Source organism: Kitasatospora sp. NPDC001309 (genome assembly GCF_042896295.1).
In the GTDB taxonomy this organism is placed as follows: Bacteria; Actinomycetota; Actinomycetes; order Streptomycetales; family Streptomycetaceae; genus Kitasatospora.
In genome coordinates this window covers 24017-42907 of record NZ_JBIAXC010000033.1, presented here as the reverse complement: position 1 = coordinate 42907, position 18891 = coordinate 24017, and the positions used below count along the sequence as shown (strand labels likewise).

Below are 18891 nucleotides of genomic sequence, written 5' to 3'. Positions count from 1 at the left end.
CCGACGAAGACCTGCTGGACCAGCTCACCGCCGACCATCGGGCCGTCCAGATGGGCGACGACGAAATAGCTGTCGGTCACGTGGAAGTCGATGGGCGGCGGGGCCAGCAGCACCCCGGTCAGGCCGCCGAGTATGAAGGTCGCCAGGAAGCCCAGGGAGAACAGCATCGGGGTCTCGAAGGACAGCGAGCCGTTCCACATGGTGCCGACCCAGTTCAAGAACTTCACCCCGGTCGGCACGGCGATCAGCAGCGAGGCCAGGGAGATGAACGGCAGCGCCACGATGTAGACCTCGGGATGGCCGAAGAACCCCGCCGAGCATCTCGAACAGCAGCCGGGCCCGTCCGCGGGTGGAGTGCTCCTCCTCCAGGGTCGCGCGGTACGAGGGGCACATCACCCCGCCCCGGTGGGTGCGGCAGTTGCCGATGCCGACGCACCGCAGGACGGCCTGCCCGAAGTCGCCGTCGTCGTCGGGGTACGCGAACTGCGTCGCGCGGTGCGGTTCAGGGCGCCAGCGGGTGCCGAGGCGCAGGTTGTCGTCGACGCGGTACGGGCGGACGACCTTGCCCGGGTTCATCCGGTCGCCCGGGTCGAAGAGGGACTTGAGCTCGCCCATCGCCTCGACCAGCGGCGCGCCGAACATCCGGGGCAGCAGTTCGCCGCGGGCCTGGCCGTCACCGTGTTCCCCGGACAGCGAACCGCCGTAGGAGGCGACCAGGTCGGCCGCGTCGAACAGGAAGGCCCGGAACGCCTCGACCCCGCGGCCCTCGCGCAGTTCGAACGGGATCCGGGTGTGGACGCAGCCCTGCCCGAAGTGTCCGTACAGGGAGGCCTGCTGGTAGCCGTAGCGGTCGAAGAGCCGTTCCAGGTCGCGCAGGTAGTCGCCCAGTTTCTCGGGCGCGACGGCGGAGTCCTCCCAACCCTCCCAGGTCTCGGCGCCGTCCGGGGGCCGGGCGGTCACGCCCAGCCCGGCCTCCCGGGCCCTGAGCATCTCCTGCTCGCGCGGCGGGTCGTCCGAGAGTGCCACGGACGGGTCGTCCTCGGAGCGGCCGAGGGCGCGCAGCAGGTCCCGGGCCTTGCCGTCGGCCTCCGCCTCGGTGTCGCCGGTGAACTGGAGCAGCAGCCAGCTGTCGCCCTCGGGCAGCCGCTCCAGGGAGTCGAGGTAGGCGCGCTCCTCGCGCATGAGCTGGGCCATCCGCCCGTCGACGGCCTCCAGCTGGCTGGGCCGGCTGTGGGCGAGCAGTTCGGGGACGGCGTCGGCCGTCCGGTAGATGTCGTCGAACCCGAGCACCAGCAGGGCTTCGGCGGCCGGCACCGGGACCAGTTCGAGTTCGGCCCGCAGGACGGCCACCAGGGTGCCCTCGCTGCCGACCAGGGCCCTGGCCACGTCGAAGCCGTTCTCCGGCAGCAGTGAGTCCAGGTCGTAGCCGGAGACCCGGCGGGGGATCTTGGGGTAGCCGCGCCGGATGGCGGCCAGGTTGCGGTCGACGAGGTCCTTCATGCCTCGGTAGAGCCGGGCCCGCGGACCGCCGGCGCCCACGATCCGCCGGTACTCCTGGTCGTCGGTGGGGCCGGCCCAGAAGCGGACGCCGTCGTAGGTGAGCACTTCCAGGCGCCGGACGTTGTCGACGGTCTTGCCGTAGGCCTGGGCGGAGGCGCCGCAGCTGTTGTTGCCGATCATCCCGCCCAGCGCGCAGTGCGCGTGGGTGGACGGCTTGGGACCGAACATGAGCCCGTGCGGGGCGAGTTGCCGGTTCAGTTCGTCCAGCACGATGCCGGGCTCCACGACGCAGGTCCGTGCGGGCGGATCCACCGACAGCAGGCGGTTGCAGTACTTCGTCCAGTCGATGACGACGGCGGTGTTGGTGCACTGTCCGCCCAGGCTGGTGCCGCTGCCGCGGGACAGCACCGGCGCGGCGAAGCGCGAGCACACCGCGAGCGCCGTCGCGCCCGCCTCGACCGTCCGGGGCACCACCACGGCGAGCGGCACCTGCCGGTAGTTGGAGCCGTCGGTCGCGTACGCGCCGCGGCTGCCCGGGTCGAAGCGGACCTCGCCGTCCACCTCCTCCCGCAGCGCCCGTTCCAGGGCCGCCAGGTCCACGTCCACCTTCCGCGCGTCGGCCATGGTCAGCTCCGGCCGCCGGGCAGGAACTCCTGGACCTTGGCCTTGACCCCCTGGCGGACGACGGCGGCCCGGTCGCTGTCGCCGTGCAGCACGGCGGAGGCGGCGGCCTTGACCTGGTCCCAGGTCGCGTGCGGCGGGATCGGCGGCACCGCCGGGTCGGTGCGGAAGTCGATGACGAACGGTCGGTCCGCCGCCAGCGCCCGGCTCCAGGCGGGCCCCACGTCCTCGGGCCGCTCGACCCGTACGCCGTCGAGGCCGAACGACCGGGCGACGTCGGCGTAGCGGACGTCGGGCAGATGCTGGGAGGGCTCGAACTGCGGGGCGCCCTGCATGGCGCGCATCTCCCAGGTGACCTGGTTCAGGTCCTGGTTGTTCAGCACCGCCACGACCAGACGCGGATCCGTCCACTCGTGGTAGTACTTGGCGGCGGTGATCAGCTCGGCCAGGCCGTTCATCTGCATGGCGCCGTCGCCGACGACGGCGATGGCCGGCCGATCGGGGTGGGCGAACTTGGCGCCGATCGCGTACGGCACGCCGGGGCCCATCGTGGCCAGCGTGCCGGAGAGCGAGCCGCGCATGCTGCCGCGCATCCGCAGGTGGCGGGCGTACCAGTTGGCGGCCGACCCGGAGTCGGAGGACAGCATGACGTCCTCGGGCAGCAACGCGTCCAGGGTGTGCAGCACGTACTCCGGGTTGACCGGGTCCGCGGTCACCTCGGCTCGGCGCTGCATGACCTCCCACCAGCGCTCGGTGTTCTCCTCGACCGTCTTGCGCCAGGTGCGGTCCTCCTTGCGCTCCAGCAGCGGGAGCAGCCGGCGCAGCGTCTCGGCGGCGTCGCCGACGACGTTCACCTCGAACGGGTAGCGCAGGCCGACCATGGACGGGTCCAGGTCGATCTGCACCGCCCTGGCCTGGTCGAAGGCGGGCAGGAACTGGCTGTAGGGGAAGCTCGATCCGACCACGAGCAGGGTGTCGCAGTCGCGCATCATCTCGTAGGAGGGCCGGGTGCCGAGCAGGCCGATCGAGCCGGTGACGTACGGCAGCGTGTCGGGGAGGACGTCCTTGCCGAGCAGGGCCTTGGCGACGCCGGCACCGAGGAGTTCCGCGACCTGCTCGACCTCGGCGCGGGCCCGGCGCGCGCCCTGGCCTACGAGCACGGCGACCTTCTCGCCCGCGTTCAGGACCTCTGCGGCCCGGGCCAGGTCGTCGTCCCCCGGCACCGGCGCGTAGTGGGGGACCCCGAGACTGGAGGGGACCTGCTTGAAGACGTGGGCGGGCGGCTCGTAGTCGAGTTCCTGCACGTCGGCGGGGACGATCAGCGCGGTCACGGTGCGGCGGGTGGTGGCGATGCGGATCGCCCGGTCCAGGACGTTGGGCAGCTGTGCGGGGACGGTGACCATCTCGCAGAACTCCGAGGCCACGTCCTTGTAGAGCGACAGCAGGTCCACCTCCTGCTGGTAGGAGCCGCCCATGGCGCTGCGGTCGGTCTGCCCCACGATCGCCACCACCGGCACGTGGTCGAGCTTCGCGTCGTACAGCCCGTTGAGCAGGTGGATCGCGCCGGGACCGGAGGTGGCCGCGCACACCCCGGTACGGCCGGAGAACTTGGTGTACCCCACGGCCTGGAAGGCGGCCATCTCCTCGTGACGGGCCTGGATGAACCGCGGCCGGTTCTCGGCCCGGCCCCACGCGGCGAGCAGTCCGTTGATGCCGTCGCCGGGGTAGGCGAAGACGTGCTCGACCTCCCACTCGCGCAGCCGTCGCAACAGGTAGTCGGCAACCTTCATGATCTTTCCTCCGTGGTCCCCGCAGCTGGTCCCGGCGGCGGTCGTCGGGCGTGGCGGGAGCACCCACCAAGTGCGGGTAACCGTCAGAAGAGGGACAAAACGTGGCGGCCCGGAGACGTCGGCACAGCTGCCTGCCCCGCGTCCGGGCACACGCTGTTGCGAAACGCGGTTCGGCCCCGGCCGTCCGAACCGGGCGCTGCCCCGGGTCGTCCGGAGCCCGGGGCAGCGGCTGGGGGGCCGGCTACGCACTACCGGCCGGTTTCGTCCTGCTCGCGATCCGGGCCCGCCCCGGACCCCGCTGGGCGGCCCGCGCGGCGGTCGTCGAGCTGTCGAGCGGGTGTGTCAGTGTCCGAGTGCGTCGGCGAGTTCCTCCTTGTTCATCTTCGAGCGGCCGTGGATGTTGCGCTGATTGGCCTCGTTGTAGAGCTGCTCCTTGGTCGGTCCTTGGGAACCCGAGTGGGACCGCAGGCCGCCGCGCCGGGCGGACGAGATGTCGTGGATTGAGGAGCGGCCGGCCGTCCTGGACTCGCCGTGCCGCGCCCGTTCCTTGTTCACCGTGCGGGCGGCGATCTCCTTGGCCCGCTTCTCGCTCTCCCCCCGGTCCAGGGCGCTCTCCTTGATGTGCTCGTACTGGCGCTCACGCTTCCTGCTCGAACCGGCCGGCATGGTCTCCTCCTTCGTCGGCAAGGACGCCTCGGCGACGGTGTCAGGGCTGGAACAGCACCTTGACCATGCCGTCGTCCTTGTGTTGGAACATCTCGTAGGCGCTGGGGGCCTCACTCAGCGGCAGGTGGTGGGTGGCGAAGTCCTCGACGCCGAGCGGATCGCCGTCGTTGACGAGCGGCAGCAGGTCGTCCATCCAGCGCAGGACGTTCGCCTGGCCCATCCGCAGCTGCAACTGCTTGTCGAACATGGTCAGCAGCGGCAGCGGATCGGTCATGCCGCCGTAGACGCCGGAGAGCGAGACCGTGCCGCCGCGCCGGACCAGGTCCACCGCGAGGTGGAGCGCGTGGAGCCGGTCGAGGCCGACCCGGGCCATCAGCCGGGAGGCCAGGGCGTCCGGCAGCAGGGACGTCATGCGCTGCGCGGCCGTCGCGGCGGGCGAGCCGTGGGCCTCCATGCCCACCGCGTCGATCACGGCGTGCGGGCCCCGGCCGCCGGTGCGCTCCCGGACGGCGTCGACGACCCGGGCGCCGAGCCGGGCCAGGTCGAGCACGTCGACGCCGCGCTCCCGGGCGCGCTCCAGCCGTTCGGGCACCAGGTCCACCCCGATCACGGTGCCTGCGCCGCGGTGGCGAGCGATGCGCGTGCACATGTCCCCGATCGGGCCGAGGCCGAGCACCGCGACGCTGCCGCCGGGCGGGATCGCCGCGTACTCCACGGCCTGCCAGGCGGTGGGCAGCACGTCGGACAGCAGCACGTAGCGGTCGTCCGGCGGCCCGTGCGGGACGACGACGGGCAGCGTGTTGCCGAACGGCACGCGCAGGTACTGCGCCTGGCCGCCGGGCACCTGTCCGTAGAGCTTGGTGTAGCCGAACAGCGCCGCTCCGGTGCCGTACTCGTGCACCTGGGTGGTCTCGCACTGCGAGTGCAGGCCCTGGACGCACATGTAGCAGGTGCCGCAGGAGATGTTGAACGGCACCACCACGCGGTCTCCCGCCGACACCGCGTGGACGGCGGGTCCCACGTCGAGGACGACGCCCATCGCCTCGTGGCCGAGGATGTCGCCCACGTCGAGGAAGGCGCCCAGGACCTCGTAGAGGTGCAGGTCCGATCCGCACAGCCCGGTGGTGGTGACCTCGACCAGGACGTCCGTCGGCTTCTCGATCACCGGGTCGGGGACGGATTCGACGCGGACGTCACGGCGTCCGTGCCATGTCACGGCCTTCATGGCGACTCCCTCAGGACGTGGTCGGCTGGTTGTCGGCCCGTCCGGCCCGGCGTCCGAGCACGGTGAGCCGGTGCACCGGGCCGCCCGGTCGGTGCCGGGCGGCAGCGCGCACGCCCGGCACCCCGTGCTCGGGGGCGCCGCCGGCCGGCGGCAGCAGCCGGGACGCCAGTGCGAGCAGGCGGCCGGTGGTGGCCGGCGCGACGCCGTGGGCGAGCACGCCGGCCTTGGCGAGGGGGGTCAGGACCAGCTCGCGCCGGCCGCCCTCGACGGCGCGGACGATCCGCCGGGCGGCCCGCTCGGCGTCCATCGACACCAGGGGCAGCGACGCGGCGGCGGCGAACCAGGCGTACTCCTGCCCGGCCTGCCCGGCGAACTCGGCGGCGGTGTGCGAACCCGTGCGCATCAGGCCCGGGAGGACCGTGGTGACCCGGATCCCGTGCGGCGAGAGCTCCGCCGCGAGCCCCTCGGACAGGCCGGTGAGCGCGAACTTGGCCGCCACGTACGGCAGCAGGTGCGGCGCCGGGACACGCCCGGCGAGCGAGGAGACCATGACGATCGAGCCCGTGCCACGGGCCCGCATCGACGGGAGCACCGCCTGGACCAGCCGCAGCGGTGCCATCGTCATCAGCTCGTGGGCCCGCCGGAAGTCCTGCTCCTGCATCGCGGAGACCGGGCCGACCTGGATCAGGCCGGCGTTGTTGACCAGCAGGTCCACGTCGGCGCCGAAGCGTTCGCGGACCGCGCGGACCAGTCGGAGCGGCGCCTGCGCGTCCACGAGGTCGCAAGCGGTGGCGGCGACCTCGCCGGGGCGGCCGTTCAGCCGTCGTACGGCCCGCTCCAGCGCGAACTCGTCGCGGCCGCACAGCATCACCCGGCACCCGCGGTCCGCGAGTTCACCCGCGATCAGCAGGCCGAGGCCCCGGGAGGAGCCGGTCACCAGGGCGGTTCGCCCGGTCATGGTGCCGTTGCCACGGTGCATCGGCCGTACCTCCTCGGTCGGTGACGGTTCGATGCTCCGGCGTCTGTCCGACTACCGGGGGCGCAAACCCGTGCGATCCGCGCCCGCCCGGATCCGGGTGCTTCTGGTGAGCCGGGTAGGCACAGCAGGCGGTCAGGCGGGGCGCAGTTCGAGTACGCAGCACTTCGGGCCGCCGCCGCCTTTGAGGAGTTCGGGCATGCGGACCGGGACGGGGACGTACCCCCCGGCATGCAGGCGGCCCGCCAGTCCGCGGGCGGCGGCGGGCAGGACGACGTGGCGGCCGTCGCTGACGGCGTTGAGCCCGAACGCCACCGCGTCCGCCTCGGAGGCGAGGATCGCCCGCGGGTAGAGCACGTGCAGCAGGCGCCTGCTGGCCGGGGCGAACGCGGGCGGGTAGTACATGATCCGGTCGTCGTCGAGGACGGCGAGCGCGGTGTCGAGGTGGTAGAATCGCGGGTCGACCAGGGTCAGCGTGACCACCGGACGGTCCAGCAGCCGGCGGGCCTCGCGGTGTGCCGCCCGACTCGTGCGGAAGCCGGTGGCAGCCAGGATCCGCGGCCCCGCGAGCAGGAAGTCGCCCTCGCCCTCGTTGACCGGCCCCGCCGTGTGGACCGGCCGGTAGCCCGCCGCGACGAACCAGCGTCGGTGCGCGTCGGCCTCCGCTGCGCGCTGGTGGTGCCGAAAGCGGGCGACCAGGACCCGGCCGTCGACCACCGTGGCGCCGTTCGCGGTGAACACCATGTCCGGCAACCCTCGTACGGGGGTGAGGAGTTCGACCCGGTGTCCGAGGTCGAGCAGGACGGCGCGCAGCCCGTTCCACTGCTGGAGCGCGGCAGCCGGCTCGACCGGCCGGGCCGGGTCCATCCACGGGTTGATGGCGTACTCGACGGCGAAGTGGCGTGGTGGGCAGAGCAGGTAGCGGCGGCGCCTGGCCGCCCGAGCAGAGCTGGACGTCTTCATGCGGCGCGCGTGCCCGGTGCGGTGGGCGGGAAACCGGAGGGTGGCGGGAGCCGAGGGCGTCGTTGCTTGCGGCGGGGGACGACGGGCAGCGCGCAGGCGGGCCGTCCGCGTCTGCTCCGGCGGGTCGTCAGGTGATCGGATCGGGCGGGGGAACCGGCGCGGGCTGTGGGTCGAGCTCCGGCCGGGGCGGCGCGGGCGGGACCGGGTCCGGGCCGCCTGGCCCGGGGACCGGCCCGGGCAACGGACCCGGCTGCGGGCCTGGCCCGGGGAGCGGGGTGGGGCTGGGCGGCACCGGATCGTTCGGCGGGGTTCCCATGATCGCTACTCCAGTTCTGCGTCGCCGGTTCGTGCCGACGGCACGCGAGCGGTCCGGGCGGCTGGTCGGACCGCTCGGACCGGTTTCCTTGTCGGGCCTCGTCCGGGGACGGGCTCGACCCGCGTCTGCCCCCGGGGGAGGAGGTCAAACGGCACTGGAGCAGTCGGGACCCGTGCGGAGTGAACGGGGGCCGGCTGGGTACCCGCCGGAGCGTTCCGGCCGGAGCACTCCGGCCGGAGGCACCGACGACAGCCCGGGAGGCGTGGTGGACCAGCGCACCGAACACCCCGAACCGACCCTGGTCCTGAGCCGGGAGGCGGACGACGGGCCTTCGCGGTCCACCGCTTGCACGGCGCGGAACACCGACCGAACCGCGCCGGGCGGGTGAGGGGACCATGACGCTCGACCACCCGGCCGAGCGCGGCCGGGGGCGGTTCGCGCGGCTGGCGGAGCGCGCGTCCAACCTGACCAGTTCCCCGCTGTTCTACGCGCTGTGCGTCCTGCTCGTGGCGGGCTTCGTCGCGGTGCACGCCGCGGGACTCTCGACCTCGTGGCAGCTCCTCGTCGGCGACATGATGTCGGCCGTCACCCTGCTGCTGCTCGCGTTGCTCAAGAACGCCGAACGCCGGGCCGAGCACGCGATCCAGCGCAAGCTCGATGCCATCGCCGCAGCCCTGCTCGCGGAGGAGGGTGGTGATCGGAGCGAGGCCGTGCAGGATCTCAGAGACGCGATCCGCATGGAGGATGAGATCTGACTGGTGCGGGAGGAGGCGGGAAGTGATGGACGGAGATGAGCGGGGCACGGCGTACGGGGTTCGGGGGCCGTTGTCGGCGGCGGTGCTGGGGTTGGTGACGGCGGGGCCGCCGGGGGCGGGGCGGTTGCTGGTGTCGCCGGGGTCGTACGGCGAACCTTGGGGCGAGGACCACCAGTTCGCGCTGCACCTGTGCTACGAGCTCCATGACCGGGGGCTGGACGGGGTCCTGCCGGGCTGGGAGTGGGAGCCGGAACTGCTGCACCTGCGGAGGGAGTTGGAGCGATCGTTCCTCGCCGCGGTGCGCGCCGAGGCGGAGCCCGTCCGGCCGGTGCGGGAAGCCCTCGACCAGCTGTTGGCGGAATCCCCGGACGACACCGGGCCGTCGCACTTCCTGCGTGACGAGGGCAGGCTTCGGCACGTCCGTGAGTACCTGGTGCACCGTTCGGTCTACCACCTCAAGGAGGCCGATCCGCAGCTGTGGATGCTGCCGAGGATCCACGGGCCGGCGCAGGCCGTCCTGATGGCGATCGTCTACGACGAGTACGGTGCCGGCCGTCCCGAACGTGCCCACGCGGGCCTGTACGCCCGGATGATGGCGGCGTTCGGCCTCGAACCGGGCTACGCGCACTACCTGGACCTCGTACCGGCTCCCGCCCTCGCAGTGGTCAACCTGATGACGCTCTTCGGCCTGCACCGGGCGCTGCGCGGCGCCGCCGTCGGGCAGTTCGCCGCCCTGGAGATCACCTCCTCGCCCGGGTCCGCGCGGCTGGCGGCCGCACTGGAGCGGCTGGGCGGCGGGCCGGACGGGACACTGTTCTACCGGGAGCACGTGGAGGCCGACGCCGTCCACGAGCAGCTGGTCCGGCACGGGGTCGTGGAGCAACTGATTCTGAGTGAGCCCGAGTTGGCAGCGGGTATCGCCTTCGGGCTGGCGGCCGCACAGGTCGTCGAGGGCCGGTTCGCCGACCACGTGCTCGGCTGCTGGCGAGCCGGCCGTACGTCGCTGCGCTCAGCCCTTCCCGCCGCGCTTCCCGCTGGTGTCCCCGCTGCTTGAGGTGTCCCTGTTGTTCGAGCGCGGCCTGCGGGGGCGTCGGTGACTGGTGTCGCAGAACGGGTAGCACCGGCTCCGGTGGCACGCGCACAGTGCCACGACCGGTCGCTCGGACACCCGGACCTCTCCGTCCGGCAGGACCACTTCCACCGGTCCCTCGACGAGCAGCGGACCGCCCGGCACCACGACCACCCGGGTTGTCGACCGGTCAGCGTTCCCGGACACCGCGCACCACCACCAGGACTTCGTGCCGCTGGCCCGGGGCGATCAGCCCGAGCCGCTCGAAGCGTGCGGCCCGCGCTGCCATCACCGGCCCGAAGGCCTGTCGGCGACGAGCCGCCACCGTCGTCCGCAGTCCGGCCGTGCCCAGGGACACCAGGGTGGCCGGCACGTTCGCGAGGGAGGACTGGACGAGGAGCAGGACGCCCCCGCGGGCCAGCCGCCGGGGTGCCTCCCGGCAGATCCGGTCCAGCACGAGCCGTCCGTCCGGTCCCGCGTCCCACGCGAGCCCGGGCCCGGTTCCGGCACCCGTGGGGGCCGCGGTGGCCGCGGCCGGGACGTAGGGCGGATTGGCGGTGATCAGGTCGAAGCTGAGCTCCGCGACCGGGGCCAGCAGGTCGCCCCGGTGCAGCCGGATGCCGCTGCGGTGCAGCTTGGCGTTGAGCCAGGCCGTGGCCACGGCACGGCCGGAGAGGTCCACCGCCGTCACCCGGGCGCCGTCCTCGGCGGCCGCGAGGGCGACCGCTCCCGTCCCGGTGCAGAGGTCGAGCACCCGGCTGCCGCTGCGGAGGCGCTCGCGGTGCAGGCAGGAGACCAGCAACTCGGTGTCGCCCTGGGGTCGGTAGACGCCCGGCGGTCTGATCAGCAGCATGCCGCTCGGCCCCCTTTCGGGGACGTTGGCGCGGGGGATACGGGGATGACCTTCATGACAGGCGGCTTTCCGGGTCCGGGGCGGCGAAACCGTTCTGCCCCGTTCCATGGGGTCGGAGCGATCCGTCGGGCGTGTGCGCGGGGCCGCGCCGGGTAGAAGCGCGTGGCCGGACGCGCGGCGGAGGCGCTCGGGCTGCCTATACTGCGGTGATCAACTCCGGCCCGCGAAGCCGCCGTGGCGGTGGAGAACCGGGTGTGGCGGTCCCGCCCCGGCTGCGGTGCCGGTCGGCCGACGTCCGTCGGCCGGAGTCCGGAGCCGTACGTACATCCGGAGGTGCCCATGTCCCTGGTGGACGTGGCCGCGCTCGCCCATCTGGTCGCGGAGTACGACGCCCTGTCGGCGCTGCGGTCCGCGGAGGCCGAGCAGAGGCTGCACGACGTCTGCTACACCATCGCGGTGTACACCGGCGAGACGGAACCCGCCCGAGCCGTCGCCCGCGCGAGGGTCCTGATCGGCCTGGACCGTGGGAAACCCGGCCCGGAGGCGGTGACCGACGAGACGACGGCCGCCGGCGAGTCCGGCCCGCTGCTGACCGAACTCGGCGAGCCGGCGGCCCGCGAGAACGGACGGTCCCGGCCGTTCTCCACCCTGCCCGACGTCCTCCAGCTGGCCAGGACCACCGTCCCGGACTGCGTGGGCGCCGCCGTGAGCGCCTGGCACGACGACGGTTCCGTCGACGTCCTGGCAGCGAGCTCCCCACAGCTCCTGGCCCTCGAACGGGCCCAGAGCGAGGCGGGCACCGGGCCGCTGGCGCGGATCCGCCACCAGGGCAGCGGACAGGTGGTCCTCGGACTGGACCCGGGCCGCCCCGGCCGGTTCGCGGACCGGGCCCGGCGCTGCGGGGCGCGGACGGTGGTCGCCGCACACCTGCGCACCCACCCGCACGGGTGCACCGCCCTCAGCGTCTACCTCGGTTCGCCCGCGGAACCCGCGGGCCCCACACCGGGGCTGGTGGCGGTCCTCGCGCTCCACGCCTCAATCGCGCTCGACCGCTCCGCCCTGGCCCGCGCGGTCGCCGACCTGCTCGACCGCCGGCACGCCACCGGCGTGGCGATCGGCGTCACCACGGAGCGGTTCGAGGTGACCCCGCACATCGCCCTGACGCTGCTCGCGAGGGCGGCCCAGCGCCTCGGGACGGACCTCGACACGGTGGTCAGCCGGGTCGCCGTCGAGGGGCGGCCGGTCCCGGTCGGCCGCGAGAACGGCGGTTCGCCGCGCCGGTGACCCTCGATGACTCCGGTGAGAGCCCTTCGGGGCGGCCGGGGGGCCGGTTCGCCCGCCAGTCGCCCCGGCACCTGCCAGGGTGGCCGTGCCACGGGAAGTCGACGCCGGACGGGCCCGCGAGCCGTCCCGGTCACAGCTGGGCGACCAGTGCGACCAGGAGGGCGGCCAGGCCGACGGTCAGCCAGGCGATGTAGTCGCCGAGCAGGCCGGAGTGCAGACGGCGCAGCGGCAGGACGGTGGCCCGGTACAGGACTCCGGAGCCGCGTCGGGGGTCGCGGTTCAGGGCGGCGGTGGCGAAGGCGGCGGCCAGGGCGGCGGAGAGCAGGCCGAGCAGGACCCCGGCGGGAGTCCAGCCCGCCTCGGGGGTGGGCAGGGCGGCGGGTGCGGGGTGGCCGAGAGTGTCGGCCAGGTAGCCGGCGCGGTCGGTGAAGGCCGCGGCCGCCGTCGCGAGGGCCCGGCCGACTCCGGGGACGACGCCGACGGCCAGGCAGGCCGCCAGCAGGCCGGCGGGGACGGCGACCATCGGCACCGGCACCCGTCGGCTCGGGTCGCCGATCTCCGGCTCCTCACCCTCCCCAGTGGTCGCGGCGACCTCGGGGTGCTCCTTCGGCGGGGAGCCGATCCCGCCGAAGACCCGCAGGCCTGCGCGCAGCACCGCGCCGCCGGTGAGGGCCGACACCAGGACGAACACGGCGGGCAGCCAACCACCCCAGCGTCCGGCGGCCTCCTCGGTGACGGCCTTGCCCAGCGCGGTGCCGAACGGCGGGAGCCCGGCGAGGGCCAGTGCGCCGAGGACGAACAACGCGCCGGGCAGCCGCAGTTCGCGGGCCCGGCCGTGCAGGCCGTGCTCGTCCACCGAGCCGTACCGGTCGAGGAGGACGCCGGTGAGGCCGAACAGGGCGGCCTTGGCACCGGCGTGCCCGGCCACGTAGACGGCCGTCCCGGCGAGGCCGGCCGGGGTGAGCAGCGCCGCGCCGACCAGGAAGAGGCCGACGTGCCCGACCGTGGAGAAGGCGAGCATCCGTTTCAGGTGGCGCTGCTGCCAGCACATCACGCCGCCGACCAGCGCGGTCAGCACCCCGGCGGCGAGCAGGGTGTCCCGGACGGCGGCGTCCGGCAGTCCTCCCGCCCCGGCGAAGACCACCCGGTGGATCCGGGCCACCCCGTAGACGCCGAGTTCGACCATGACGCCGGAGAGCAGCATGCACACCGGGCTGGGCGCCACCGCGTGGGCGTCCGGCAGCCAGAAGTGGAACGGCGCGGTCGCGGCCTTGACCAGCGGGCCGGCGAGGACCAGGACGAAGGCTACGACGACCAGTGCGTCCCGGCCGTGTCCGGCGGCCGCGCGTTCGTCCAGCACGGCGCCGATCCGGGCCATGCCCAGTTCCCCGGTCCGGGCGTAGAGCAGGCCGATGCCGAGCAGCGAGACGTACGCCGCCGCCGAGTTGACGAGCCCGAAGGCGAGGGCGCCCTGCAACGGGCGCGGGTCCTCGATCCGGTAGCCGGTGAGCGCGTAGGCGACGGCGCCCATCAGCTCGAAGAAGACGAAGGCGTCGAAGAGGTCGCCGGTGAGCGCGAAGCCGCACATCCCGGCCTGGAACAGCAGGAGGAGAGCGGGGAACATCCCGCCGTGCTCGCCCGACGGCTCGTCGAAGTACCGCCAGGCGTAGCAGAACACGGCGAGCACGAGCACGGCGGCGAGCAGCGCGAGGCCGCTGCCGAGCCGGTCGGCGACCAGCACGATGCCGACGCCGTGGCCCTGGCTCGGAGTCCAGCCGCCGAGCCAGGAGACGGCGCGGCCGTCCGGGGCGGTACGGCACCACAGCAGGGCCAGGCAGCCGACGTCGACGGCCGAGCAGGCGGTGGCGAGCGCGTCGCGGCCGGGGCGGGGCAGCCACCGTCCGGCGACGGCCAGCAGCGCCGCGCCCAGCAGGGGGACGGCGACGGCCAGCGGTAGGAGGTCGGCGGTGCTCACCGGCGCGTCACCCTCGCAGTCCGGTGAGGTCCTCCGGGTCCACCGTGCCGTGCCGCTTGCGCAGTTGGATCACGAGGGAGAGGAGGAGCGCGGTGACGGTCGCGCCGACGACGACGTCGGTGAGCGCGAGCGCCTGGACCACCGGGTCGACGACCGGCGCGTCGGTCGGCAGGTCGGAGTAGACGGGCGCGGTGGCGCCCCGGCGGTAGCCGACGGCGAGCAGCAGCACGTAGGTCGAGCACTGCGCGACGGCCAGGCAGCCGACCGCCTGCACCAGGTTGCGGCTGGTGACCAGGCCGTACAGGCCGGCGAGCAGGATCCAGGCGGCCACCAAGTAGGGGAAGACGGTCATCGGGGGCTCCTTCGGGGGGTGACCTCCACGGCCTGGTCGAGGAAGTGCGCCAGCAGCACCACGACGGCGGAGCCGACCTCCACGCCGACGGCGGCATTGATGACGGCCACCAGTCCGCTGGAGGAGAGTTCGTTGAAGGTGCCGAGCGGCAGGGTGTTGGCCAGGTAGCCGGCGCCCTGGATCAGGCCGATCAGGCCCAGCGCGGCGTAGGAGCCGGCGGCGATCGCGTCCGTGACGTCGAGGGCGGCCAGCGGGCGGATCCGTTTCAGCACCCGGTAGTCGGCGGCGACGTAGGCCAGGTGCAGGGCGGTGGTGAGCACGACGCCGCCCTGGAAGCCTCCGCCGGGGCTCAACTGGCCGTGGGCGACGAGATATCCGCCGGTCAGCACCGCGACCGGGAGGAGGGTGGCGCCGAACAGCCGGGTGGCGGGCAGCACCCGCTCGGCGGCGGCCCGGCGCTTGTGCTCGTCCCGGGCCAGGCGCAGCAGTATCCCCGCGCCGAGCACCGAGCCGAACAGGATCGACTCCTCGCCGAGGGTGTCGAAGGCGCGCTGGTCGAAGTTGACGGCGGAGACGATGTTGGCGGTCCGGCGGGCCAGACCGGCTGCCACCGCCCTTTCGCCGTAAGAGTGTTGGGTGCCTCCGAAGCCCGGGAGCTGCTCGGCGGCGACGACCAGGGCGGCGGCGAGGACGGCGGCCGCGGTCAGGAAGAGCCGCAGGCGCGTGGTGCGGCTCACTCGGTGCGGTCCGGACGGTCGTCGTCGGTGTGTTCCTTGCGGCTCACCTTGCGGACGGTCAGCAGGATGAGCAGCGGGGTGATCGCACTGCCGACGCCCAGCTGGGACAGTGCGACGTCGGGTGCCTGGAGCACGGTGAACAGCAGGGCGAGGCTCAACCCGAGCAGAGCGAGGACGGCGGCCTGCCGGACGGGGTCGCGGGTGAGCGCGGCGGCGGTCGCGGTGACGGCCGTGAGCAGCAGGGCGATCACGATGAGGGCGTCGGTCACCGTCCGGCCCCCCGGTCCGAGTGCTGCTCGGCACGGAGGGTGGTGCGGCCGATGGCCATGGTGGTCACCGTGCCCCCCGCGGCCAGCAGCGCGCCGATGACCAGGAGTTTCACCGCCGCCCGCCCCGGCCCGGTGTCGATCGCCAGCGCGAGCGCGACGAGTGGGGCGCCGAGGGTGGCGGCGGGGGAGAGCGCGTGCAGCCGCAGGTGCGGGCCGGGCAGCACGACCAGCGCGAGGGCGGACAGCAGAAGGACGGCGGTGCCCGCGCAGAGCAGGACCACGGCGAGGACGTGGCGGCTCATCGGCGCTCCTCCCCGCTGTGCTTCCCGGCGTCCGATCCGGCGAGGAGACGGGTGAACACGAGTGTCCCGGCCGGCGCGAGCACCGCCAGGTCGAGGGCGAGGTCGGTGTAAGAGGGGCGGCCGTAGCCCTGGGCGAGCAGCAGCAGGACGGTGGAGCACACCGCGGCGGCGAGGTTGAGTCCGGCCAGGCGCTCGTGGGGCTCGCCGCGCAGCCCGACCAGCAGGCACGGGCCGAATCCGGCGGCGGCGAGCAGGGTCGCCGCCAGCAGCCAGGCGTTCACCGGCCGCTGCCCGTCAGGGCGGCTTCCAGCGCCGAGGTCCGCCCGCCGAGGCTGTGTACGGTCAGCGCGACGCCGCCGCCCGAGTCGCCGTCATCCCAGCCGCCCTCGTGGGAGACGACGTACGCGCCGGGGGTCGAGGACAGCAGGGCTGCGGCCCAGGCCGGTCCGGTACCGGTGGGGAGGCGGACGGTGCGGAAGCCGGCCTCCTGTCGGCGGGCGGGCGACGTCAGGAGGAGCACCAGTCGGCCGGTGTCGGCCAGCAGGGTCCAGGGGAATGCCAGGGTGGAGCGGGCGAGTCGGGCCGGGCCGCCGGGCGTGGCGCCGGAGGCGCGCCGGACGGCGAGGGCGCCGACCGCACCGAGCAGCGCGACGCCGCCGCCGACCGCGATCTCCAGCGGTGTCACCGAGCTGATGAACACGGTGTTGAGGAGCAGCAACATCCCCCACCAGAGCATGAGTTCGAACATCGATCGCATCGCACCACCCCCATGTGTCGTTGCCGGGCACGCCACCATGGCGAGCGGCCCCAGGTGTACCGTTCGGCCGACGGGAGGATCCCGCGCGCAACGCCGTCGCGTGCGGGATCACCCTGTCGGACCACCCGGTTGCCGCAGTGCGGCAGCGGATCCTGTGATCATCGGCCGGCCCGTCGCCCCCGCTCGGGTGACGCGGACTCGTGGGCCGGCTCGGTGACTTCGTACTCGGGGCCGTCCTGCGGTCCCTTCTCCTCCTCGTGCTCGGGCGGCGGTCCGCCCTCGCCGGTCATCCGTGACTCGGGCGTCTCGACCGGGGGTACCGACTCGACCGGCACGCGGTCCTTCCCGTCGTTCATCCTGTTCACCTCCTCGAACGTCCCGGCGGCCGTTCTGGCGCGGGCCGTCTCGGCCATGTCGCCTGGCTTTCGGGAGAAGCCCATGGCGTTCGTCGTTTCGCCGGTGGGGGCAAGTCCGTCCCTTGCGGCGCCTGCCCGGGGAACGCGGTTCCATGCGCGGCTACGGGGGGCGTTCGGTCAACGCGGTTTCCGGGGCAATGAGTTCATCTGCCCGGTCACCGCTCGTCACCGCCCCCGGGCCAGGGCACCGACCGCCGCGGCGCCGAGCAGGGCCGCCCCGCCGGCGGCGAGCAGCCCGTGGTGCTGGGAGGCCCACAGCTGGGCACTGCGTTCGCGGGCCTCGGCGTCGAAGCGCCCGTGCGCGCCGTGGTCGGCGTCGTCGTCGGCGGGTGTCCACAGGTTGTCGGGGTCCTGGTCCCGGCGCGGCTGGTCGTCCTGCTGGGCGTCGACGCCGTTGCGCGCGAGGTAGCGGTCGAGCAGGCCGGGAGCGACCGCGTTGGCGAGCAGGGTGGCGGCGGTGCTGGCGCCGACCCAGTACTCCCGGCGCCCGGGGTGGTCGGCGGCGTACCGGACGGCGCGGGCGGCGAGCTCGGGCTGGTGAACCGGGGGGACGGGCCGGGCCCGGCCGCGCAGCCGGTTGAGTACCCAGTCGAACTGTGGGGTGTTGACGGCGGGCAGTTGCACCATGGTCACCCGCACCCCCGAGCCGGTGGCGAGCAGTTCGCAGCGCAGCGCCTCGTGCCAGCCCTGGATGGCGTGCTTGGCGCCGCTGTAGGCGGTCTGCAGCGGGATGCCCCGGTAGGCGATGGCCGAGCCGACCTGCACGATCGTGCCGTGGTCGCGCGGCAGCATCCGGCGCAGTGCGGCGCGGGTGGCGTTGACGTACCCGAGGTAGGTGACCTCGGTGACCCGGCTGAACTCCTCGGGGGTGATCTCGGTGAACGGCGCGAACACCGACACGAAGGCGTCGTTGACCCAGACGTCGATCGGGCCGAACTCGGCTTCCGCGTGGGCGGCCGCCCCCTCGCAGGCTTCCGGGTCGGAGACGTCGGCCAGGACGGTGCGTACCGGTGAGCCGGCGGCCAGGGCCTCGGCGGCCGCGGCGTGCAGCCCGGCCGAGCCGCGGGCGACCAGGACGAGGCGGTCGCCGCCGGTGGCGAAGGCGCGGACGCAGGCCCGGCCGACGCCTGCGGTCGCGCCGGTGATGACGACGGTACGGGGTTCGGAGCGCGTACGGATCCTCATGGCGGGCGTCTTGCCGGAGGTGGGGAGCCGAAACCTCGCGGCCGGGACACCCGGGTTGCGGCGCCAGGGCCGTAGCGGTCACGGCTCATGCCCGGGCGGGTCCTCCGCGCCGGGATCGGCGGGCGGTGGCGCGCAGTGCCCGTCGGTGCGGCGCAGGTGCCGGACCGGCAGCAGGAACCAGCAGAAGGCGAACCAGAGCAGCACGGCTCCGACGATGCCGGCCGCTACCGCGGATCCGGCCGCCACCCGTAGCAGGAGCAGCAGCGCGGAGCCGATGGTGAGCGACAGCAGGATCAGGCCGGTCGCGACCAACCGTGCGGCCGCGTCGACCAGTTGGGGCTTGAGGCGGTGCCCGGCGAAGATCCGGTGGTAGGCGACCGGTGCGGTGAGCGCGCCGGTGGCGAGAGCGCCGAGCACGACGGTGACCACGTACAGCCCCCGCCCGAACCCGTCGAGCTGGGGGAAACGGGCCATGAAGACCACGCTCAGCAGGAAGCCGAACAGCACCTGGGAGCCGGTCTGGGCGACCCGCACCTCCTGGAGCAGGTCGGTCCAGCGCCGGTCGGCCCGTTCGTCGGGGGACTCCCGCCGCCCGGTCCGCGGCGCGTGGGCGCGCCCGGTCCGTCCTGTGTTCGTCGTCGCCATGAGGGGTCGCCTCCGGGAGGGACACGGGGGCGCGCCCTGCGTCGGACCGCAGCCCCGGGTCTCCGTCTCCTGCCGGTCTCCTTTCCGCCCCCGCCCGTCCGTGCGTGTAGCCGCGCCGGGCACGGGCAAACGCGCGCCGTGGGCGAGCAGCAGGCGGTGCCCCCGACCGCACCGTGACCTCCCTGTACACGGAATCGAACCGTCTGCTGGCACGGAGAATCGGACGAATCAGAAA

The 18891-nt window shown here is 73.9% G+C and carries 20 protein-coding genes and 2 pseudogenes; 3 read left to right on the top strand and 19 right to left on the bottom strand.

Annotation, left to right across the window (positions count from 1 at the left end; genetic code table 11):
- Positions 1 to 29: 29 nt before the first annotated feature.
- The 7 genes and pseudogenes from ACFY2K_RS28815 to ddaH form a co-directional block, all read right to left on the bottom strand.
- Positions 30 to 281: pseudogene (locus tag ACFY2K_RS28815) on the bottom strand (cbb3-type cytochrome c oxidase subunit I); the annotation flags it as partial.
- A 28-nt stretch (positions 282 to 309) separates the two neighbouring features.
- Positions 310 to 2124, bottom strand: a pseudogene (locus tag ACFY2K_RS28810) (FAD-linked oxidase C-terminal domain-containing protein); the annotation flags it as partial.
- 2 nt (positions 2125 to 2126) lie between these two features.
- On the bottom strand, positions 2127 to 3911 hold the full coding sequence (locus tag ACFY2K_RS28805; protein WP_387715268.1) for a thiamine pyrophosphate-requiring protein: 1785 nt from the start codon (positions 3909 to 3911) through the stop codon (positions 2127 to 2129).
- A gap of 342 nt (positions 3912 to 4253) precedes the next feature.
- Complete coding sequence (locus ACFY2K_RS28800; protein WP_387715266.1) at positions 4254 to 4577, bottom strand: plasmid stabilization protein; 324 nt, start codon at positions 4575 to 4577, stop codon at positions 4254 to 4256.
- A 40-nt stretch (positions 4578 to 4617) separates the two neighbouring features.
- A complete protein-coding gene (locus ACFY2K_RS28795) occupies positions 4618 to 5802 on the bottom strand; it encodes an alcohol dehydrogenase catalytic domain-containing protein (protein WP_387715263.1) in 1185 nt (394 codons plus the stop codon).
- Between the two features lie 10 nt (positions 5803 to 5812).
- Positions 5813 to 6781, bottom strand: a complete 969-nt coding sequence (locus ACFY2K_RS28790) for an SDR family NAD(P)-dependent oxidoreductase (RefSeq protein WP_380588834.1) — start codon at positions 6779 to 6781, stop codon at positions 5813 to 5815.
- A 132-nt stretch (positions 6782 to 6913) separates the two neighbouring features.
- Positions 6914 to 7741, bottom strand: coding sequence for a dimethylargininase (gene ddaH / locus ACFY2K_RS28785; RefSeq protein ID WP_387715260.1), 828 nt, complete (start codon positions 7739 to 7741; stop codon positions 6914 to 6916).
- A 711-nt stretch (positions 7742 to 8452) separates the two neighbouring features.
- Here ddaH and ACFY2K_RS28780 point away from each other — a divergent pair.
- Positions 8453 to 8812 (top strand): low affinity iron permease family protein, encoded by a 360-nt coding sequence (locus ACFY2K_RS28780; RefSeq protein WP_380522148.1) that lies wholly within the window; start codon positions 8453 to 8455, stop codon positions 8810 to 8812.
- A 25-nt stretch (positions 8813 to 8837) separates the two neighbouring features.
- Positions 8838 to 9866, top strand: coding sequence for an iron-containing redox enzyme family protein (locus ACFY2K_RS28775; protein WP_380522146.1), 1029 nt, complete (start codon positions 8838 to 8840; stop codon positions 9864 to 9866).
- On the opposite strand, the gene ACFY2K_RS28770 is transcribed toward ACFY2K_RS28775, so the two are convergent.
- Both ACFY2K_RS28770 and ACFY2K_RS28765 read right to left on the bottom strand, forming a co-directional pair.
- Positions 9822 to 10046: a CDGSH iron-sulfur domain-containing protein gene (locus ACFY2K_RS28770; protein ID WP_380522336.1), complete on the bottom strand. Its 225-nt coding sequence runs from the start codon at positions 10044 to 10046 to the stop codon at positions 9822 to 9824. The two genes, ACFY2K_RS28775 and ACFY2K_RS28770, sit on opposite strands and share 45 nt — an antisense overlap.
- A 25-nt stretch (positions 10047 to 10071) precedes the next feature.
- On the bottom strand, positions 10072 to 10734 hold the full coding sequence (locus ACFY2K_RS28765) for a HemK2/MTQ2 family protein methyltransferase (protein WP_387715256.1): 663 nt from the start codon (positions 10732 to 10734) through the stop codon (positions 10072 to 10074).
- 339 nt (positions 10735 to 11073) lie between these two features.
- Between ACFY2K_RS28765 and ACFY2K_RS28760 the strand changes: the two genes are divergently transcribed.
- The gene (locus ACFY2K_RS28760) at positions 11074 to 12018 is read left to right on the top strand and encodes a DUF5133 domain-containing protein (RefSeq protein ID WP_387715253.1); all 945 of its coding nucleotides are present in this window, start codon (positions 11074 to 11076) and stop codon (positions 12016 to 12018) included.
- A gap of 130 nt (positions 12019 to 12148) precedes the next feature.
- On the opposite strand, the gene ACFY2K_RS28755 is transcribed toward ACFY2K_RS28760, so the two are convergent.
- The 10 genes from ACFY2K_RS28755 to ACFY2K_RS28710 all read right to left on the bottom strand — a co-directional run bounded on the left by ACFY2K_RS28755 (position 12149) and on the right by ACFY2K_RS28710 (position 18656).
- Positions 12149 to 13993, bottom strand: a complete 1845-nt coding sequence (locus ACFY2K_RS28755; protein WP_380588817.1) for a complex I subunit 5 family protein — start codon at positions 13991 to 13993, stop codon at positions 12149 to 12151.
- 7 nt (positions 13994 to 14000) lie between these two features.
- Positions 14001 to 14345 (bottom strand): sodium:proton antiporter, encoded by a 345-nt coding sequence (locus tag ACFY2K_RS28750; protein WP_380522139.1) that lies wholly within the window; start codon positions 14343 to 14345, stop codon positions 14001 to 14003.
- Positions 14342 to 15082, bottom strand: coding sequence for an MnhB domain-containing protein (locus ACFY2K_RS28745; RefSeq protein WP_387715250.1), 741 nt, complete (start codon positions 15080 to 15082; stop codon positions 14342 to 14344). The genes ACFY2K_RS28750 and ACFY2K_RS28745 overlap by 4 nt, the downstream gene beginning before the upstream one ends.
- The gene (locus ACFY2K_RS28740; RefSeq protein ID WP_380522136.1) at positions 15079 to 15351 is read right to left on the bottom strand and encodes a Na(+)/H(+) antiporter subunit B; all 273 of its coding nucleotides are present in this window, start codon (positions 15349 to 15351) and stop codon (positions 15079 to 15081) included. Before ACFY2K_RS28740 ends, ACFY2K_RS28745 begins: the two co-directional genes overlap by 4 nt.
- On the bottom strand, positions 15348 to 15653 hold the full coding sequence (locus tag ACFY2K_RS28735; RefSeq protein ID WP_380522134.1) for a monovalent cation/H(+) antiporter subunit G: 306 nt from the start codon (positions 15651 to 15653) through the stop codon (positions 15348 to 15350). The genes ACFY2K_RS28740 and ACFY2K_RS28735 overlap by 4 nt, the downstream gene beginning before the upstream one ends.
- A complete protein-coding gene (locus tag ACFY2K_RS28730; RefSeq protein WP_380522133.1) occupies positions 15650 to 15934 on the bottom strand; it encodes a monovalent cation/H+ antiporter complex subunit F in 285 nt (94 codons plus the stop codon). The genes ACFY2K_RS28735 and ACFY2K_RS28730 overlap by 4 nt, the downstream gene beginning before the upstream one ends.
- A complete protein-coding gene (locus ACFY2K_RS28725) occupies positions 15931 to 16410 on the bottom strand; it encodes a hypothetical protein (protein ID WP_387715246.1) in 480 nt (159 codons plus the stop codon). Before ACFY2K_RS28725 ends, ACFY2K_RS28730 begins: the two co-directional genes overlap by 4 nt.
- 158 nt (positions 16411 to 16568) lie before the next feature.
- Entirely contained in the window at positions 16569 to 16766 is a 198-nt protein-coding gene (locus ACFY2K_RS28720) for a hypothetical protein (protein ID WP_387715243.1), read from the bottom strand.
- Between the two features lie 225 nt (positions 16767 to 16991).
- Entirely contained in the window at positions 16992 to 18011 is a 1020-nt protein-coding gene (locus tag ACFY2K_RS28715; RefSeq protein ID WP_387715240.1) for an SDR family oxidoreductase, read from the bottom strand.
- 78 nt (positions 18012 to 18089) lie between these two features.
- Positions 18090 to 18656, bottom strand: coding sequence for a DUF6328 family protein (locus tag ACFY2K_RS28710; RefSeq protein WP_380640333.1), 567 nt, complete (start codon positions 18654 to 18656; stop codon positions 18090 to 18092).
- Positions 18657 to 18891 lie beyond the last annotated feature (235 nt).

Bases quoted from the DNA above. Each gene is read 5' to 3' on its own strand.
- ACFY2K_RS28805 (WP_387715268.1), bottom strand. From the start codon at position 3,911: ATGAAGGTTGCCGACTACCTGTTGCGACGGCTGCGCGAGTGGGAGGTC.
- ACFY2K_RS28800 (WP_387715266.1), bottom strand. From the start codon at position 4,577: ATGCCGGCCGGTTCGAGCAGGAAGCGTGAGCGCCAGTACGAGCACATC.
- ACFY2K_RS28795 (WP_387715263.1), bottom strand. From the start codon at position 5,802: ATGAAGGCCGTGACATGGCACGGACGCCGTGACGTCCGCGTCGAATCC.
- ACFY2K_RS28790 (WP_380588834.1), bottom strand. From the start codon at position 6,781: ATGCACCGTGGCAACGGCACCATGACCGGGCGAACCGCCCTGGTGACC.
- ddaH (WP_387715260.1), bottom strand. From the start codon at position 7,741: ATGAAGACGTCCAGCTCTGCTCGGGCGGCCAGGCGCCGCCGCTACCTG.
- ACFY2K_RS28780 (WP_380522148.1), top strand. From the start codon at position 8,453: ATGACGCTCGACCACCCGGCCGAGCGCGGCCGGGGGCGGTTCGCGCGG.
- ACFY2K_RS28775 (WP_380522146.1), top strand. From the start codon at position 8,838: ATGGACGGAGATGAGCGGGGCACGGCGTACGGGGTTCGGGGGCCGTTG.
- ACFY2K_RS28765 (WP_387715256.1), bottom strand. From the start codon at position 10,734: ATGCTGCTGATCAGACCGCCGGGCGTCTACCGACCCCAGGGCGACACC.
- ACFY2K_RS28760 (WP_387715253.1), top strand. From the start codon at position 11,074: ATGTCCCTGGTGGACGTGGCCGCGCTCGCCCATCTGGTCGCGGAGTAC.
- ACFY2K_RS28750 (WP_380522139.1), bottom strand. From the start codon at position 14,345: ATGACCGTCTTCCCCTACTTGGTGGCCGCCTGGATCCTGCTCGCCGGC.
- ACFY2K_RS28735 (WP_380522134.1), bottom strand. From the start codon at position 15,653: ATGAGCCGCCACGTCCTCGCCGTGGTCCTGCTCTGCGCGGGCACCGCC.
- ACFY2K_RS28725 (WP_387715246.1), bottom strand. From the start codon at position 16,410: ATGCGATCGATGTTCGAACTCATGCTCTGGTGGGGGATGTTGCTGCTC.
- ACFY2K_RS28720 (WP_387715243.1), bottom strand. From the start codon at position 16,766: ATGAACGACGGGAAGGACCGCGTGCCGGTCGAGTCGGTACCCCCGGTC.
- ACFY2K_RS28715 (WP_387715240.1), bottom strand. From the start codon at position 18,011: ATGAGGATCCGTACGCGCTCCGAACCCCGTACCGTCGTCATCACCGGC.
- ACFY2K_RS28710 (WP_380640333.1), bottom strand. From the start codon at position 18,656: ATGGCGACGACGAACACAGGACGGACCGGGCGCGCCCACGCGCCGCGG.